We start from the raw sequence: 16,836 nt of genomic DNA on the forward strand, positions 1-16,836 counted from the left end.
TCGGTTTCTGGATAACGTGGGCGCCGCGCTTACTGCGCGCCGCCGTCGGCCGGTTTCTGGGCCGTGGCCAGGGACTTCAGCAGCGCCTCGTCCTTGACGACCTTGGCGATCAGCTGCTCGGCGCCGGCCTTGCCGTCCATGTAGGTGATCAGGTTGGCGAGCTGCTGGCGCGCCTCGAGCAGCTGCTTGAGGCCGTCGACCTTGCGCGCGACCGCAGCCGGCGAGAAGTCGTCCATCGACTCGAAGGTCAGGTCGACCATCAGGTTGCCTTCGCCGGTCAGCGTGTTGGGCACGGCGAACGACACGCGCGGCTTCATGGCCTTCATGCGGGCGTCGAAGTTGTCGACGTCGAAGTCCAGGAACTTGCGGTCCGACACCGGCGGCAGCGGCTCCGTGGGCTTGCCCGACAGGTCCGACAGCACGCCCATCACGAAGGGCAGCTGCACCTTCTTCTCGGCGCCGTAGAGCTCGACGTCGTACTCGATCTGCACGCGCGGGGCGCGATTCCTGGCGATGAACTTCTGGCTGCTGGTGGCCATGGGGTGCTCCTTGAAGCGGGGATCGGGTGAAAGGGGTGACGTTGAAGAACGGCGTCGGTATGGGGGGCCGGGGGTGTCGGGCGCTTACTCGCTGGTCGTGCCGGCGAGCTTCTCGATCTCGTGCACGCCCTCGGGGTTGAGGTCGCGCATGATCTCCAGGAAGCTCTTGCTCATCAGCCGCTGGGCGCGGCGGATCAGCAGGGGCGCGGGATTGCTGGGTTCGTGGCGCTCGATCCAGTCGCAGACGCGTTGCAGCGCGCGGACGGCGTCGTCTCGGCTGGCGATCGTGCCGGGCGCGGCCACCGCGCCGACGGCCACGCCGCCGACACCCGCGACCGGCACGCCGGTCGCGTCGTCCATCGCGGCCGCGGCATCGCCGCCGCCCTGCCCCTGCAGTTGTCCGGCAGCCGCGGCGAGCGGCTTGAACAGACGCAGCAGCGGCGAGAAATCAGGGCCTTGTCCGCTGCCGAGCGGCGACTCGATGGCCGCGACGATGCCTTGCACCGTCGGCAGTGCGTCGTGCAGCCGGGCGGCGAAGGCAGGATCGTTGGCGGCCTGCGCCGTCAGCCCGGCCATCAGCCCTTCAGGCGACGGCACCGACTCTTCGCCCATCGGATCGGCATTGCCCAGCGCGAGTTCCACGTCACGGACGCGGGGACCGCCGCGCTGCCCGGTCAGGCTGGCGGCGCGCAGGTCGGCGATGCCGGCCATCACGCTGGTCAGCGGCTGCAGCGCGTTCATGCGCATGGTCGGGTCGTCATGATCGGAGGCATCCAGCTGCGGATGCACATGCGCCCACTGCTGCTCCAGCAGGCCGCGGATCAGCGCCAGGCCGTCGAGGGCGGCGCCGAGACCCTGCAGGCGCGCGCCGGCCCGTACCAGCCACACGGCGACGCGCAGGTCGCGGGTCCGTCTGGCCAACGCCAGGGCCTGTTCCTGGACGGCGTGCCAGTCGGGCTCCTCGGCCGGGATGATGGTGTCGCCGAACTGCTGCTCGGGCTTGCCCGCGCCGGCAGCTTCCAGCGCGAGGAAGGCGGCGTCGTACTCCAGGTCGGCGCCGCACGGGGCGTCGTCCTGCAGGGGGCAAGCAGTGATTCGAGGTCGAGGTCAGCCATCGCGTCGGAGGCAGCAAAACGGTTGCATGCCATGGACTCTATTGAGGCCTGTAACCGAGCGCAGTGGTCGAAAGTCACTTTGGCCCTTCAGGGGGCGCCCAGGCTAGGGATTGCGAGCGTCGCCAAGTCAAGACGGGGCCGCCGCGGATCGCCGCGGGACACCTCTTCCGAGGTACAGGGATTAATGCCACCCGTCAGCAACATTAACAATGTGTTTCGGTGCGGGACAAGAACATCGCGGGCCACCCATACTCCGGCCCCGCAAGACCTGTCCCTTTCGTGAGGGACAGGCTCATCACGAGCCTGACGCCATGCCCAAGAAGATCCCGACGGCCCCGTTGCCCATGTCCATGCCGCAGCAGACACCGGCGCTGGTCGCGCCGCTGCCCCCGATGCCGACCGTCGACGCCTGCTGAGCTACGCCGGCGCCGGCGCGCTCGCCGTCACGCTGTCGGCTTGCGGCGGCGGTGGCTCGGAGGCGTCGGCCGAGCCGACGGGACCCGCCGCGGGGGCGCCGCCCTCGTCGTCGCTGCCGCCGGCGTCATCACCACCGGCTTCGTCGCCACCGGCGTCCACCCCTCCGGCATCATCGCCGCCAGCATCCACGCCGCCCGCCTCGTCGCCCCCGGCTTCTCCGCCCGCGTCGCCACCGCCCGCCTCGTCGCCTCCCGCTTCGCCGCCGCCCCCGGCAGCGCCGCCCCCGGCAGCGCCACCGCCGGCCTCGTCGCCCCCAGCGTCGCCGCCTCCCCCCACCGCCGCCGCCCCCGCCTCCTCCGCCGCCCGCGCCACCGCCGCCCGCGGTCAAGCGCGGCATCGCCTACGACCTCAAGGACGCGGCCGACTTCAACGCGCTGTCCGGCGGCAACGTGGGCTGGTGGTACAACTGGGCGCTCCAGCCCGACGCGAACGTCCGCTCGAATCCGTCGATCGCCGGCACGATGGAACACGTGCCCATGGTCTGGACCACCCGGGAACTGAAAGTCGCCGAGACGGTCGCCGCCTTGAAGGCTCGCCCCACGGTGAAGAACCTGCTGGTGATCAACGAGCCCAACCTCACCGACCAGGCCAACCTCACGCCCGCGGAAGCCGCCGCGCAATGGCCCATGCTGGAGAACATCGCGCGCCAGACCGGCGTGAAGCTCATCGGCCCGGCGCTCAACTGGGGCACGATGGCCGGCTACAAGGATCCGATCGATTGGATGGACGCCTTCCTCGCCGCCTTCCGCGGCGCCAACGGGCGCGATCCGCAGATCGACGCCCTGGCATTCCACTGGTACGACTACGGTCTCGCCGACCAGTTGGACAGGCTCAAGAAGTACGGCAAGCCGTTCTGGGTCACCGAGATGGCCAACTGGCACAACGGCGATGGCGACGCGCAGATCGACACGCCCGCCAAGCAGATGGCGCAGATGGCCGACATGGTGCGCGTCTGCGAGTCGCGCAGCGACGTGCTCCGCTACTCGTGGTTCATCGGTCGCATGTCGCCCAAGGCGGACCCGCACTTCACGAGCCTGCTCGGCGCCCCCGGCGTGCTGACCGACGTCGGCAAGCAGTACAAGAGCCTGCCCAAGGCCTGACGCCCGGCTGGCGGCAGCGATCAGCGCAGCGCGGCGATGACCGCCGCCTGCGCGAGGCGACGGGGCGACGACGCGTCGGCGCCGCTTTCTTTCCTGGCCCCTGCGCGGACGCGAGCGTCGCCTGCACGTCCACCACGGGGACCACGGCCACGGCGCTCAGTCGCCGCACCACCGCCGGCGGCAGGCCGTCGCAGGCGATCGCGCCGTACAGGCGCCCGAGCAGGCGCGCGATCTCTTCCAGCGCCGCGCCGTCTTCCAGCACCCGCGCCGGCTCGAGCACCGTCACCTGGGCGCCCAGCTCGAGCACCAGCTGCTGGAACAGCATCGCACCCGGCGCGCGTTCATCCCCGCACAGCAATCCCATCCGGAGACCCAGCAAGGGCTGGGACGTCATACGCACGGACGAGGCAGGCTGCGGCATGGTCGGGCGCGTGGCGCGAGGGGAAGAGATCGGCGGCATGGTGGCAGCGGCGGGCGCGGGGCCTCGCCGGGCGGTGAGCTGCGCAGCGTAGTCAGCTCCCGGAAACACGCCTTGATCGATGTCAACACGCAGCTCATGTCGCGAGCGGGACCGCCGCCCGGCCGGCAGGGTTCGACGGGCTGTTACTGAACCGTCACCGAGGGTTCACTGACTGTTGCTGACCGATGTCAAGGATTGGTGATGCCGTTGCGCGCCGTTTCTAGCATCCCCAGCAATCCCTCCAACCACGAGTTCATCATGCACAGCGCCATCGCCCTCGCCCCCCTCCGAGCGATCTCTCCCGCGACCGCCTGCGCGATGCCCTGGCCGGCCGCCCGCGCATTGCGCCCTCCGCGAACCCGCCCTCCACGAACCTATCGCTTCGCGAAGGCGCCCTCGCCCTGTCCTCCACGATCGTCGCCGCTACCACGCCCGGCCTGATCGCGCCCGATCTCCGTCCGCAGGCACGGCCGCCGCTGTACGTGACCGTCGCGGAGCCCCGCGTGGTCTCCCGCGATCCGCAACAGCGCATGCTCGAGGTGATGCGGACCATCCGGGACCTCCTCCAGCCGGCCGCCAAGGTCGTGCGCGCCGGGGACATGGTCTTCCGAGCCGCGCAGTCGTTCAACACCGTCTACCTGATCAATGCCGGCGCCTTCAAGCTGGTGAGCCGCAGCCTGGACGGCCGCGAGCAGATCGTGAGCCTGAAGTTCCGTGGCGACTGGCTGGGCTTCAGCGGCATCGCACACGGCCGCCATCCCTGCGACGCCGTGGCGATGGACACGGGCAACATCTCGATCATTCCGTACGACCTGCTGCTGCAGGCCTGCGCGCGTCATCCGGAGATGATGGCCGTGGTCCACGAAGGCATGAGCGCCGAGATCACCCATGAACGCCAGTCGCTGATGTCGGTCTGCACGCTGGCCTCGCTGGCACGCGTGGCGGAGTTCCTCTGCGCCTGGGCGCGCAGCATGCACCAGCGCGGCCTGCGCGCCGACGAACTCACGCTGCGGATGACGCGCGCCGACCTCGGCAACTACCTGGGCATGACCCTCGAGACGGTGAGCCGCTGCCTCTCCAAGCTCAACCGCGAAGGCCTGATCCTCTTCGGCGAGCGCGGCCGACGCCAGATCTCGATCCCCAACCGCGAACGCCTCGAGCAGTTCGTGATCGGCGGCTCGATGGCGCGGGGAAGCTGGCCTCGGCAGCGTGAGCCGCCCGCGCCGGTCGGCGCCGACGAGCACTCAGCGGTTCAGCGCCTTCCCGATCGCCCTCGCCAGGGCGGCACGCTCATAGGGCTTGGGCAGCAACTCCCAGTCCAGCGTGTTGTCCGGTCCGGACGACAGCAGTTCCGCCGAGAACCCCGACATCAGCAGGACGGCAAGGTCAGGCCACGCCTGCTGGACGGTCGACGCCAGTTCGGTGCCGCGCATGCCGGCGCCCAAGGCGATGTCGCTCAGCAGCAGATGCGGCAGCGCGCCGCCACCGGCGGGATCCTCCAGATCGCGCAGATGCCGCAGGGCCTCCTCGCCGCTGACGCAGGCCGTGACGCTGCAGCCGAGGTCGGTCAGGTAGCGCCGCGCCACGGCACGCACCTCCGCGTCATCCTCCACCAGCAACACCTGCAGCCCCGGCGGCACGGCCGCGTCCGAGGCATCGTGCTCGGCGGCATCGCGCGGCACGGCCGGCGGCTGGGGCAGGATCAAGGACAGCGTGGTCCCGTGACCCGGCGTGCTGTCGATCCCGACCGCCCCCTGCGACTGGCGGGCGAAGCCGTACACGGTGCTCAGCCCCAGGCCGGTACCGCGGCCGGCCTGCTTGGTCGTGAAGAAGGGCTCGAAGGCGCGCTCCTTGACGTCGTCCGGCATGCCCGTGCCGCTGTCGGAGATGGCGATGCGGACATACCGCGTCGCGTCGCCCGCCAGTCCCGCCGGCGCGGGAACATCCTCGTCCCTCGCCAGCTGGCGGCTCAGTGCCGGCGGGATGACGCTCAGCGGTTCAGCCTCGAACACCAGTTCTCCACCCTCGGGCATCGCGTCGCGCGCATTGATGGCGATGTTCAGCAGCGCTGACTCCAGCTGTGCCGGATCGGCCTGCACATCCGGACAGCCGGGCGCCACCTCGATGCGGATGCGGATGCGCTGGTCGAGCGTGCGGCGCAGCATGTCGGCCAGCGAGCGCATCATCGCGCTCACGTCGACGCTGGTCGGCTGCAGCCGCTGGCGGCGCGAGAACGCGAGCAGCTTGCCCGTCAGCTCCGCACCGCGGCGCGAGGCGCGCGTCGCCGCCGCGACCAACTGCGGCGCGAAACCGTCATCGATCACCACCGGCAGTTCGGCCAGCACCTGCAGGTTGCCCTGGATGACGGTCAGCAGGTTGTTGAAATCGTGCGCGATGCCGCCGGTCAACTGCCCGACCGCCTCCAGCCGCTGGGAATGATGCAGCGCCTCCTCGGTCTGCGCCCGCTGCAGGCAGGTGCCGAGCAGATTCGCGACCGACTCCAGGAAGCGCACTTCCGCGTCGCCGAAACGCTGGGGCTGGCGCGAACGCACGGCCAGCGTGCCCACGGGCCGTCCCCGATCGGACAACGGGACCGCCAGCGCGGACACCAGGCCCGCCTGGCGGTAAGCCTCAGGCACGGTGAACCGCGACTCGACGCCGTAGTCCTCGACGACGACGGGCTCGCCCTGCGCGAGCACGAAGCCCTGCGGCGTGTCGGGTCCGTTGGGCACTGTTGTGCCGAGCGGCTCGCCGGCCAGCAGGCCGACGCCGCCGGCCAGACGCAGCCCGGCGCGGCCGGGCTCGAGCAGGTAGACCACCGCCAGGTCCGCCTCCAGCGCTTGGGCGGCGATGGCCGGCACCTGGCGCAGCACCTCCTGGGGGTCGAGCGAGTCGACGGCGATCTTGCCCAACTGGGCCAGATGCTCGCTGTAGCGCGCCCGCTGCAAGGCCTGACGCACACGCGGGTACTCGGCCACACTGCGGATCGACGCCATGGTGTACGGCAGCCCGAGCGGCTGCAGCGGACTCAGGGCGATCTCCACCAGCACCTCGGACCCGTCGCGCCGGCGCGCGACGAGTTCGGTGGCCGTGCCGCCCATGGGCCGCGAGCGCGGCGCTTCTTCGTAGGCATGCCGGTAGGCGGCATGACGCGGGCGGATGCTGTCGGGCACCAGCATCTCGACGGAGGCGCCGATCAACGCCTCGTTCGCATATCCCAGCAGTTGGCTGGCCGTCGGATTCGCGAGCCGGATCAGCCCCTGGTCGTCGACGAGCAGCAGGCCGTCCGGCGAGGCGGCGAACAGCGCGCGGAAGATCGCGGATTCATCGAGCCGGGGCGCGCCGTCGCTCATGCCGTCGCTCATGCCGTCGCTCATGCCGGCGGTCAGGCGGAGAGCGTCGAGGTCACCCTCGGCGCGAACAGGTAGCCGGCGCCTCGCACCGACTTGATCCACTGGCCCTCGCCCGACTCGGCACCGAGCTTGCGACGCAGGCGTCCGACCTGCACGTCGATCGTGCGGTCGAACGGCCCCGACTCCCGGCCCCGGGTGTGTTCCAGCAGGAAGTCCCGTGACAGCACACGCCCCGGATGCAGCAGGAAGATGTGGAGCAGGTCGAACTCCCCGGTCGTCAGCGCGACCTCCTCTCCGTCCGGCCCGGTCACGCGACGCGCGGACACGTCCACGGTCCAGCCATCGAAATGGAGCCGTTCACGTCCCAACCCCGACGCAGCGCTGGTGGACGTGACGACGCCCCCAGGATGGGCAGGCGCGGCGGCCGGGGTCATCGCCGGTCCGGGCGCCAGGCGACGCAGTACGGCCTTCACCCGGGCGACGAGCTCGCGCAGGTCGAAGGGTTTGGTCACGTAGTCGTCGGCGCCGACCTCCAGCCCGACGACCTTGTCCACCGCGTCGCCGCGCCCGGTGACGATCACCAGGCCGCAGCGCCAGTGCTCGCGCAACTGGCGGGCGATGACGAAGCCGTCCTCGCCCGGCAGGCCCAGGTCCAGCAGCACCAGCTCGGGTGGGTCGGCCGCCATCAGGTCCATCAGCGCGCGGCCCGTATGCAGCTGCGTCGTGCGGAAGCCGTGCGACGCCAGGTAGCCCGCCAGCAGCTGAGTGATGTCCGGCTCGTCGTCGAGGATCGCGACGTGGGCCGGCGCAGGCGCCTTCGCCGGCGCGTTCGTGGAAGGAAGGAGGTCGGGCGCGGTCATGAGTCCCGATCAGAGCGCGTCGGCGCGGATCAGCCGCTCCAGCGTGCGCGTCAGGCGATCCAGATCGATCGGCTTGACCATGTGCTCGTCGAAACCGCTGCTCAGCGCCTTGTCGCGGTCCGAGGCCTGGCCGTAACCGGTCAGGGCGATCAGGCGCGGCGCGGCGCTGCCGAGTTCGTGCTGGATCAGCGTGGCCAACTGGTAGCCGTCGATGACCGGCATGCCGATGTCGAGCACCGCGGCGTCGAAGCGGGACGCGCGCACCCGGTCCAGCGCTTCCTGCGGCAGCGTCGTCGTGACGACGTCGTAGCCGGCGTAGCGCAGGGCCATGCCCAGCGTCTCGGCGGCGTCGCGGTTGTCGTCCACGACCAGCACCCGTCCCTGCACCGGCGGCAGCGTGTCCAGCGCCTCCGTGGCCGGTCCCGGCAGCGGCGGCACGGCGTGGATCTCGGCCGGCAGCGTCACGCGGAAGGTCGCGCCCTGTCCCGGTCCGGCGCTGAACACCGCGACCTGACCGTGGTGCATCTCGACCAGCTGCTTCACGATGGCCAGCCCGATGCCCAGCCCGCCCTTGGAGCGGTCCAGCGTCGTCGATCCCTGCTCGAACAGCTCGAACACGCGCGGCAGCATGTCCGCGTCGATGCCCGCGCCGTTGTCCTGCACCTCGATCACCAGCGCGTCGCCGACGGCGCGCGCCGCGACGCGGATCTCGCCGTTCGTCGGCGTGTACTTGGCGGCATTGCTCAGCAGGTTGACGACGACCTGCCGCAGCCGGGCCCGATCGCCCACCAGCCGCAGTTCCGGTCCGACGTCGCAGGCCACCCGCAGCAGGTGGTTGCGCTCCTCGAGCAGCGGACTCACGCCCTCGATCGCGTCGGTCAGGAGGAACGGGACGTCCACCGGCTCGCGCGACAGCTCGATCTTCCCGCGGGTGATGCGGGTGATGTCGAGCAGGTCGTCGACCAGCTTGGAGAGGTGGCCGACCTGACGCTCGATGATCTCGTGCTCGCGCGACAGCTGGCCCGTCTGCAACCGGATCAGGTGCAGCGCGGTGGAGATCGGCGCGAGCGGGTTGCGCAGCTCGTGGCCAAGCATCGCGAGGAACTCGTCCTTCGCGCTGGCGGCACGTTCGCGCTCATGGTCCAGCCGGGCCGCGTGCAGGCCGGTCGACGCGAGCGTCGCCGCGGCACGCATGAACGCGCTCTGGTGGGGCGACGGGAAGTCCGGTCGGGACGAACCGAACCACAGGCTGCCCGCCCGTCCCGCGGGCCCCAGGTAGAGCCGCACCACCCGCAGGGTGCCCAGTGGGGACTCCAAGGCTGTCGCGCTGTCCGCCGTGTCCGGCATCTGACGGCAGGCGACGATGAAATCGGTCCAGGCCTCCTGCGACACGCGCACGCCGCCCAACTGCAGGACCGTCGCCGGCGGCGCGTCCGGCACCAGCGGCGCATGCAGCAGGCAGACCGCCGTGCCGACGATCCGGTTCACCGCCTCGGTGGTGAGCTGCAGCACGGTGGCGGCGTCCCGCCCGACCCACAGCGCAGGCAGCGCGAGCAGGCCCATCAGGTCGCGCAGCGCCTGATCGGCGGCGGACGGTTCTCGTTCTCTCTCTCGGGACATCGTGGTCATTCGGCCCGCCGGGGTCGTGCCGGCACTGGAAGCGCCACCGGAGCGGACCACCCGCGACGTCGCCTGGTGGCCCGGCGCGCGGACAGCTCGCGCAGCATCTCGGCCGGCGGCGTGAAGAACGGATTCTCTCGCAGCACGCCACCGATCATCGTCAGCGGATGCGTCCGGAGCAGATCCATCATCGTGGCGCCATCGAGCGGCGCGAGGTCGTAGACGCAGATGGCCAGGCGTCGATTCGCGTCGAGGACACCGTTCAGACGCGCCTCGTACTCCAGCAGGTCGAGCCGGTCGAGGCCATGGCGGACGGCCCAGCCCATCTGCGTCATGACGCGCAGTCCGCTGAAGCCGTCGAGTTCGCTGCCGTGCCCCGCCGTGGCCTGCGCCATGGCGGCGAGCAGGAGCTCCACGTCGAACGCACCCGGCGCTTGAGGCCACGGCCTCACTGCCAGTTGGCCGCGGTGTTCGCACGCCACCACGTCGATGCCGGCACCGCCCAGTCGCGCCCGGTGCTCATCCAGGCCGCCCGGTTCAATCAGGTGAAGGCTGCGTTCATTGTTCTGCTCCGCCTCCCGATAGAACGGCGCCAGGACCTGGCACGCCTCCTCACGGCTGTCGAAAAAGGCACAAATATGGAAATGAGGGGTGATCACTGCTTTCTCGCACCGCCCGAGGCGTCTGGGGCCTTCGGACGTCCTCCGTCCCGAGTTGGATCGGCCAGTCAACTGGCTCTTGAGGGTCGATCCACGGATGTTAGCCGTGAAGCGCGCGGGCGGGAGGCATCCGCGAGAGGGTTACGCCCGGTTCCGGGCCCTCGCCACCGTCAGTCGCCACGCGATTTCCCCTTCCGCACCCGATTCCATATATCAGGCGGCAGGCGAGCGACATATGTCACGCATCAATATTTCAGGGAAAATTGACGATCCGATCCCCCGATCAGCAGCAGGCCCGTGAAATCCGAGCTGGACACGCGGAAAACCGTTGCGGCAATTCATCCGCAACCTGGCGGACGACAGAGGGATCAATCCATCAACGAGTAGATTGACGGCCACGCCGATGAGCGGATGGCCCTCCATCAGCGGCAGCGCTCAAGCATGGGCACCCAGCGAGTGGCGTTCACCCGCGTGGCGATCGCAGGCCGCCGCGCAAGCCCGGCAAGCCAGCGCGCAACGCCGGCAATGCGCGTGCTGGTGTTTCTCACACTCGTCGGCGCAAACGCGGCACAGGTGCGCGCACAGCGCGCAGAAATCGCCGTGGTGCTCGGATTCCCTTGAAAGCGCACCGATCGTGGCCTCGCAGATGGCGGCGCAGTCCAGATCGAGCAGCGCGCAAGCCTCCAGCAGGCGATCTCCGGAGCGGATGCACGCATTGGCGCACTGACGCGTTGCGAGCAGGGCCTCCGCGCAAGCCTTCATGCAGGGTTCCAGATCTTCGGTAGGGGCGGTCATCGCGTTTCCTCGGCAAGGTGGCAGGAGCGCTTCGTCTGGCAACCACCTCTCCCGCCACCCTTCCCGTCCTGCGCAAGCAGGGTCGCCCCCGGAAATTCCGAATGCGGACAAGGCTAGCAAATGATTGCTAGTTTATTTGCATAAATAAACCACCATTAGCAGTCGGCGTCGGAATGCTAGCAAGGGAATGTTATTGCGAGACCCCGAGACAGGAAACGAAACTGGGCGCCATAGAAAAACAGCCCGATGGGGTTTCCCTTGAACTTTCAAACCAATTCCCGACCATTCCGGTTGGCGAATATCCATACTACCGCTCGCTGGAAATACTCGTTCGCGGCACTGGCGCTGATCTGCGTGCCGGCCCATGCGGACGATGAGCCACGAGCGGCGGTCGCGGGGGCGCTCGACATACCAGCGGCGGCCGCGACCGCCAGCACGCCTCCCCCGGCAAATCTCGTCCGTTGGGGGGCCGCGATGGACGACTTTCTGGGCGGCGCCCTGTCCGCAGATCCATCCCTCGAACGTGCCCGCGCCTCGATCGCCGCCGCCGAGGCCGGCGTCTCCGCCGCGAAGTGGCAATTCGGCCCGTCGCCGAGCTTCTCCCGTCAGCTGGCCACCGGCACGAGTCGTTATGTCAACGTCCTCAGCGTCCAGCAGCCGCTCTACACGGGCGGCTTGCTGTCTGCCAACCTGAATGCTGCGCGAACCACCCTGCGCAGCAGCGAACTCGAGCTGCGGGCCGCCCAGCGCCAGTTGAAGCTCCGGATCGTCCAGACCTGGGCCGACTGGACCAAGGCCCATGGCCGCATCGACCGTCTGGAGGCGCTGCGCGCGGAGCATCAGCAACTGCTGGAGATGATCCGCCGACGCACGGAAGCGGGAGTCGCCACCACGGCCGACGGCGCACTGGCGGCCTCCCGCCTCAGTGCCGTGATGGCCGAGCTGGCCCAGGCACAGCTCGAGGAGGCCCTGCAGCGCGACCGGCTGCAACGTCTGGCTCGCCGCCCCGTCGAGGCACCGTTGCTCACGGCGCTGGACGGTGACCTCCCGACCCCGCCGTCCTTGAACCAGGTGCTCGACCGCATCCAGCTTTCGCCGGAGATGGCCATCGCGCGCGCGAACGTCGACTTGTCCCGCGATGAACTGAGCAAGGCCAAGGCCGTGCTGCTGCCGACGGTCAGCCTGCGCCTGGACCGCCAGAGCGGCGCCTACAAGGACGATCGCATCGGCTTCGTGTTCCAGGCCGGGCTGCCAGGTGGCCTGTCCGCCCTCTCCGGCCTGAACGCTGCCCGTTCCCGCATCGCGGCGGCGGAAGCCGCGGTCGCGGGGACAGAGCAGGACCAGTGGAGCAATTACCAGCTGGAGTACACGCGCTACGCCGCAGCGGTCGCCTCGCTGCGCAACGCTGCACTCACCGCCTCGACGGGCGACGAGGTGCTGGCGTCGTACCGACGCCAGTTCTACGCCGGCAAACGGGCGTGGCTGGACCTGCTCAACATGGTGCGAGAAGCCCACGCCACCCGCCAGGCCCAGGCCGACGCCGCCACCGACGAACGCGCGGGCCTGTACCGCCTGACCCTGCTGCTCGACAACGGACCGGCAGCCGACTGAGGAGGTCGACGCCCGTCTCCCGTTGCGCCTTCCTCCTGCCCTTCGCCACCAGCGAGTTCCCCAATGATCCGGAATCCTTTCAAGCGCCCGACGGCCCCGACGTCACTCCCTCGCTCGCCATCGCCACGTCGCTGGCCCACTGGATGCGGCTCAAAGGGCGCCCCGTTCCCGTCGATCTGCTGCGTCAGCGCCAGCTCGAGCTGGGGATGTCCGGCGAGGATCTCCATTCGGCCAGCCTCCTGGCGGCCTCGGTCGACGAGCGGATCCGATTCGTCCTGCTCGACGCTCCGCAACTCGCGGCACTGCCGCTGCTGTGCCACCACGCCGAGCATGGCTGGCAGGTGATCACCGCGCGCACAGCCGAAGGACTCTGGACCTGCGCAGGCCCCGATCGGGTGCGTCGCGACCTCGTGCTGGACCGGCAGCCCTGCCTCCATGCGGTGATGGACGTCGGGAGCGATCCGGCGACGTCCCGCAGCGCGCGCGGCATGATGCTCGCGCAGATCCGCGGCCAGTGGCCGATCTTCGTGGAGGCGGCTGGCCTGTCACTGGTGCTGTCGATGATCGGCATCGCCATCTCGTTCTTCTCGATGCAGGTCTACGACCGTGTCATCCCGAGCCAGGGCTACCAGACCCTGTGGGTCCTCACCCTGGGTGTCGGCTTGGCGGTGGTGATCGAGTTCCTGCTGAAGCTGGCGCGGGCATCGCTGCTCGAGCCGCGGCTGAAGCTGCTGGATGTCGGCATCTCCAAGGCGCTGATGGCGCGGCTGAACGCGGTCCGGATGGATCAACGGCCCGGCTCCATCGGCACGCTGGCGTCACAGGTGCAGAGTTTCGAGTCGATCCGCGGCATCCTCTCGGCCAGTACGCTGTTCCTCCTGTTCGACATGCCGATGGCCTTGATCTTCGCGCTGGTGATCGCGGCGATCGGCGGCTTCTGGATGGCGCTGCCGGCGGTGGTGCTGTTCGGCGTGACCGTGCTGACCGGCTTGCTGCGCGCCCGCCGGATCGCCCGACTCACGGCGAGCAGCCAGTCCGGCGCGAACGCCAAGACCGGCCTGCTGGTCGAGACCATCGAAGGCACCGAGGCGATCAAGGGGCTCGGCGCCGGCTGGCGCTTCGAGGCCCGCTGGGCGGCGCTGTGCGAAGTGAACGCCGCGCAGAGCCTGGACCTGAAGCATGAGAGCGACACGACCTCGTACCTGTCCGCCGCCCTGCAGCAGGCGAGCTACATCGCCCTGATCTGTGTCGGCGCGGTGCTCGCCATCGACGGACACCTGACCCAGGGTGCCATCGTGGCTTGCTCGATCCTGTCGGGACGCGTGCTGTCGCCGTTGGCATCGATCCCGCCGCTGCTGGTGCAACTGGGCAGCGCCCGGGCCTCCATGAAGGCACTCGATGCGATCTTCAGGCTGCAGGTGGACAACGACGGCATCGCCCGCGCCGTCGTCCCCCAGGTGCTGCACGGCGAGTTGCGATTCGAGGATGTCGAATTCGCCTATCCCGGCCAGAAGGAGCCGCTGCGCATCGGCCACCTGCGATTCCGCCGCGGGGAGAAGGTCGCCATCCTGGGCACCATCGGTGCCGGCAAGACCACACTCCTGTCGCTCGCCTGCGGACTGACGAAACCGACCCGGGGGACGGTGTACCTGGACGGCGTCGACCAGCAGCAGATCCATGCCGGATGGCGCGCCACGCAGCTGGCCTATTGCCCGCAGCACGCCTGGCTGTTCTCCGGCACGCTGCGCGACAACCTCCTGTTCGGATTGCCCGACGTCAGCGACGACGCGCTGGTCGAGGCGTGCCGGAAGACCGGTCTCTGGCCGATGGTCGCGCAGCATCCGCTGGGCCTGGACCGCTGGCTCTCGGAAGGCGGGCGAGGCCTGTCGGGCGGGCAGCGGCAACTCGTGGCACTGACGCGCCTCGTCCTGGCCGATCGCGCGGTCTGGCTGCTAGACGAGCCGACCTCGGGCATGGACGACGGCCTCGAGCAGGCCACCGTCCGCTTGATGAAACAGATGCTCAAGGCCGAGGCGACGCTCCTGCTGGTGACCCATCGCCTGTCGATGCTGGCGCTGGTCGATCGCGTGATCGTTCTCTCACCGCAAGGCGTCCTGGCCGACGGGCCCCGGGACGAGGTGCTGGCCAGGCTGCAAGGCCGGCCGCTGCCGTCATCGAGCGTCCCTGTCCGGGCAGCCTGAGCGCCCGCCCCGTCCCACGATTTCAGATATCCAGAGAATCCCATGACAATGACCGAGCGTCTTCACAAGGGTCCGGCGCGGGTGCGCTGGACCGTCCTTGCCACGGTGGCGGCGTTGGGTGCCGGTGTGTGGTGGGCCTCGCAGGCGGAGATCGAGCAGGTCACTCGCGCCGGAGGCAAGGTCATGGCATCCTCCCGCACACAGGTGATCCAGGCGCCCGACGGAGGTGTGGTGGAAAAGCTCTTCGTGCACGAGGGAGACGCGGTCCGCAAGGGCGACCTGCTGGCTCAGCTCGACAACACCAAGGCCAGTGCCGCGCTGGCCGAGTCCAGCGAGAAGGCCGATGCGCTGAACGCATCGCTGGCGCGCCTGCGCGCCGAGACGCTGGGAACGCCTTACCGCCCCGCCGGGACAGGCCCCTTCAATGAACTGCAGCGCAAGCTCTACGAGCGACGCCGGACGGCGTTGCAGGAAGAACTCGCCGTCCTGCAGAAGTCCGCAGATCTTGCACGGCGCGAAGTCGAGCTCAACGCGCCGCTGCATCAGACTGGCGACATCAGCGCGGCGGAATTCCTGCGATTGCAGCGCACCGCCAACGAGGCGGCGGGCCAGGTCACCTTGCGTCGCAACCGCTTCCTCCAGGACTCCCAGGCCGAGCTGGCCAAGACCGAAGAGGAGCTCGCCAGCGTCCAGCAGATGTTGAACGACCGACGTGGCAACCTGGAGCACACGCAGTTGCGAGCGCCGGTCGACGGCGTGGTCAACCTGATCACATTGACGACCGGTGGAGCGGTCCTGCGACCCGGCGACGAGATCATGCAGCTGCTGCCGACCGGCGACGACCTGATCATCGAGGCCCGGCTCCGGGCGGCCGACATCGGATTCATCCGGACCGGCATGCCGGCGATGGTCAAGGTGGACGCCTTCGACTACAGCATCTATGGCGCACTCGAAGGCAGCGTGACCTACGTGAGTTCCGACGCCTTGACCGAGCGTACCCCGCAAGGCGAGCAGGCCTACTACCGCACCCACATCCGCATCAGCGGCAAGCGTTTCAAGGGCGGGAAGGCAGATCGCATCGTGATCCAGCCCGGCATGACCGCAACGGCGGAAATCATCACCGGACGTCACACGGTGTTGGACTACCTGCTCAAGCCAGTCAGGAAGACCGTCTCGGAGTCGCTCGGAGAGCGCTGAAGGCCCGACGCCCCCGTGACGACCCCCAGAGCTCCAGTCACCTCACCTCCTCGATCGCCATCGAACATCAGCAACAACAACTCCGAACTACAGGAGAACATACATGATTACCGTCACCATCATCGAGGACGACGCCACCGTCCTGCAGCGCCTGATCGACGTCGTGTCGGCCAGCAGCGCCTGCCAGATCGTCGGCATCGGCCGCAATCGCGGGGAATCGGTCTCGGCGATCCTTGCCAATCGCGCCGACATCTACCTGGTCGACCTGGGCCTGCCTGATGTGGACGGCATCGATCTGATCAAGCTGATCAACGAGAAGTGTCCCGACGCCCACAGCATCGTGATCAGCACCTTCGGGGATGCCAAACACGTGATGCGCAGCCTGCGATCGGGTGCTTCGGGCTACCTGCTGAAGGAGGAGATCCAGCCCAGCCTGATCGACAAGATCATCGCCACCCATAACGGCCACGCCCCCTTGAGTCCGGCCGTCTCGCGGCTGGTGCTCGACAAGCTCGAGAGCCTGGAGACCGGCGTGAAGCCCAAGGTGGACAAGGCGCAGAAGTTGAAGGAGCTCGGCCTGGGACAACGTGAGTGGAGCGTGCTCAACCTGCTGATCGAAGGTCTGCCGATTGTCGACATCGGCAGCCGCCTGTCGATCTCGCGCTTCACGGTGAACCAGCATCTGCGATCGATCTATCGGAAGCTGAACGTCAACTCCCGGGCGATGGCGACCAGTGTTGCCCGGCTGCATGGACTGATCGACGACTGAACATGGCAACCGTCAACCCCACGCATGACGGCCAGAACAAAGCCGCCCACCCGGGCGGCTTTTCCATTGATGCCGACCAT

13 protein-coding genes and 1 pseudogene are annotated in these 16,836 nt (G+C 69.0%); 6 read left to right on the forward strand and 8 right to left on the reverse strand.

Translation table 11 applies throughout. The features are described from left to right. Positions 1-29 precede the first annotated feature (29 nt). Both tssB and tssA read right to left on the reverse strand, forming a co-directional pair. The gene (gene tssB / locus ACQ86G_RS22935; RefSeq protein ID WP_067271509.1) at positions 30-539 is read right to left on the reverse strand and encodes a type VI secretion system contractile sheath small subunit; all 510 of its coding nucleotides are present in this window, start codon (positions 537-539) and stop codon (positions 30-32) included. A gap of 84 nt (positions 540-623) precedes the next feature. Beyond that, positions 624-1,634: a type VI secretion system protein TssA gene (gene tssA / locus ACQ86G_RS22940; RefSeq protein ID WP_431261471.1), complete on the reverse strand. Its 1,011-nt coding sequence runs from the start codon at positions 1,632-1,634 to the stop codon at positions 624-626. Positions 1,635-2,520: 886 nt separating this feature from the next. On the opposite strand from tssA, the gene ACQ86G_RS22945 reads away from it, so the two are divergent. Next, positions 2,521-3,231, forward strand: a complete 711-nt coding sequence (locus ACQ86G_RS22945; protein WP_431257471.1) for a glycosyl hydrolase — start codon at positions 2,521-2,523, stop codon at positions 3,229-3,231. On the opposite strand, the gene ACQ86G_RS22950 is transcribed toward ACQ86G_RS22945, so the two are convergent. After that, positions 3,158-3,631: a hypothetical protein gene (locus ACQ86G_RS22950; RefSeq protein ID WP_431257472.1), complete on the reverse strand. Its 474-nt coding sequence runs from the start codon at positions 3,629-3,631 to the stop codon at positions 3,158-3,160. The genes ACQ86G_RS22945 and ACQ86G_RS22950 overlap by 74 nt on opposite strands. 659 nt (positions 3,632-4,290) lie before the next feature. On the opposite strand from ACQ86G_RS22950, the pseudogene ACQ86G_RS22955 reads away from it, so the two are divergent. Then, positions 4,291-4,794 (forward strand): annotated as a pseudogene (locus tag ACQ86G_RS22955) (Crp/Fnr family transcriptional regulator); the annotation flags it as partial. A gap of 141 nt (positions 4,795-4,935) precedes the next feature. Here the strand turns inward: ACQ86G_RS22955 and ACQ86G_RS22960 are convergent. The 5 genes from ACQ86G_RS22960 to ACQ86G_RS22980 all read right to left on the reverse strand — a co-directional run bounded on the left by ACQ86G_RS22960 (position 4,936) and on the right by ACQ86G_RS22980 (position 10,978). After that, positions 4,936-7,068 (reverse strand): GAF domain-containing protein, encoded by a 2,133-nt coding sequence (locus ACQ86G_RS22960; protein WP_431257473.1) that lies wholly within the window; start codon positions 7,066-7,068, stop codon positions 4,936-4,938. A gap of 8 nt (positions 7,069-7,076) precedes the next feature. After that, positions 7,077-7,904, reverse strand: a complete 828-nt coding sequence (locus ACQ86G_RS22965; RefSeq protein ID WP_431257474.1) for a response regulator transcription factor — start codon at positions 7,902-7,904, stop codon at positions 7,077-7,079. A 9-nt stretch (positions 7,905-7,913) separates the two neighbouring features. Then, positions 7,914-9,524: a hybrid sensor histidine kinase/response regulator gene (locus ACQ86G_RS22970; protein WP_431257475.1), complete on the reverse strand. Its 1,611-nt coding sequence runs from the start codon at positions 9,522-9,524 to the stop codon at positions 7,914-7,916. Positions 9,525-9,529: 5 nt separating this feature from the next. Further along, positions 9,530-10,183 carry an MEDS domain-containing protein gene (locus tag ACQ86G_RS22975; RefSeq protein ID WP_431257476.1) on the reverse strand — a complete coding sequence of 218 codons (654 nt, stop codon included), beginning with the start codon at positions 10,181-10,183 and terminating at the stop codon, positions 9,530-9,532. A 435-nt stretch (positions 10,184-10,618) separates the two neighbouring features. Further along, positions 10,619-10,978, reverse strand: a complete 360-nt coding sequence (locus ACQ86G_RS22980; RefSeq protein WP_431257477.1) for a four-helix bundle copper-binding protein — start codon at positions 10,976-10,978, stop codon at positions 10,619-10,621. 258 nt (positions 10,979-11,236) lie between these two features. Between ACQ86G_RS22980 and ACQ86G_RS22985 the strand changes: the two genes are divergently transcribed. The 4 genes from ACQ86G_RS22985 to ACQ86G_RS23000 all read left to right on the forward strand — a co-directional run bounded on the left by ACQ86G_RS22985 (position 11,237) and on the right by ACQ86G_RS23000 (position 16,756). After that, entirely contained in the window at positions 11,237-12,589 is a 1,353-nt protein-coding gene (locus ACQ86G_RS22985; protein ID WP_431257478.1) for a TolC family protein, read from the forward strand. A gap of 143 nt (positions 12,590-12,732) precedes the next feature. Beyond that, positions 12,733-14,790 (forward strand): ATP-binding cassette domain-containing protein, encoded by a 2,058-nt coding sequence (locus tag ACQ86G_RS22990; RefSeq protein ID WP_431257479.1) that lies wholly within the window; start codon positions 12,733-12,735, stop codon positions 14,788-14,790. Positions 14,791-14,832: 42 nt separating this feature from the next. Further along, positions 14,833-15,987, forward strand: a complete 1,155-nt coding sequence (locus ACQ86G_RS22995) for an HlyD family efflux transporter periplasmic adaptor subunit (protein ID WP_431257480.1) — start codon at positions 14,833-14,835, stop codon at positions 15,985-15,987. Between the two features lie 103 nt (positions 15,988-16,090). Beyond that, a complete protein-coding gene (locus ACQ86G_RS23000) occupies positions 16,091-16,756 on the forward strand; it encodes a response regulator (RefSeq protein ID WP_431257481.1) in 666 nt (221 codons plus the stop codon). Positions 16,757-16,836 lie beyond the last annotated feature (80 nt).

It is taken from the genome of Roseateles chitinivorans, from assembly GCF_050632145.1.
GTDB lineage: Bacteria > Pseudomonadota > Gammaproteobacteria > Burkholderiales > Burkholderiaceae_C > Roseateles > Roseateles chitinivorans_B.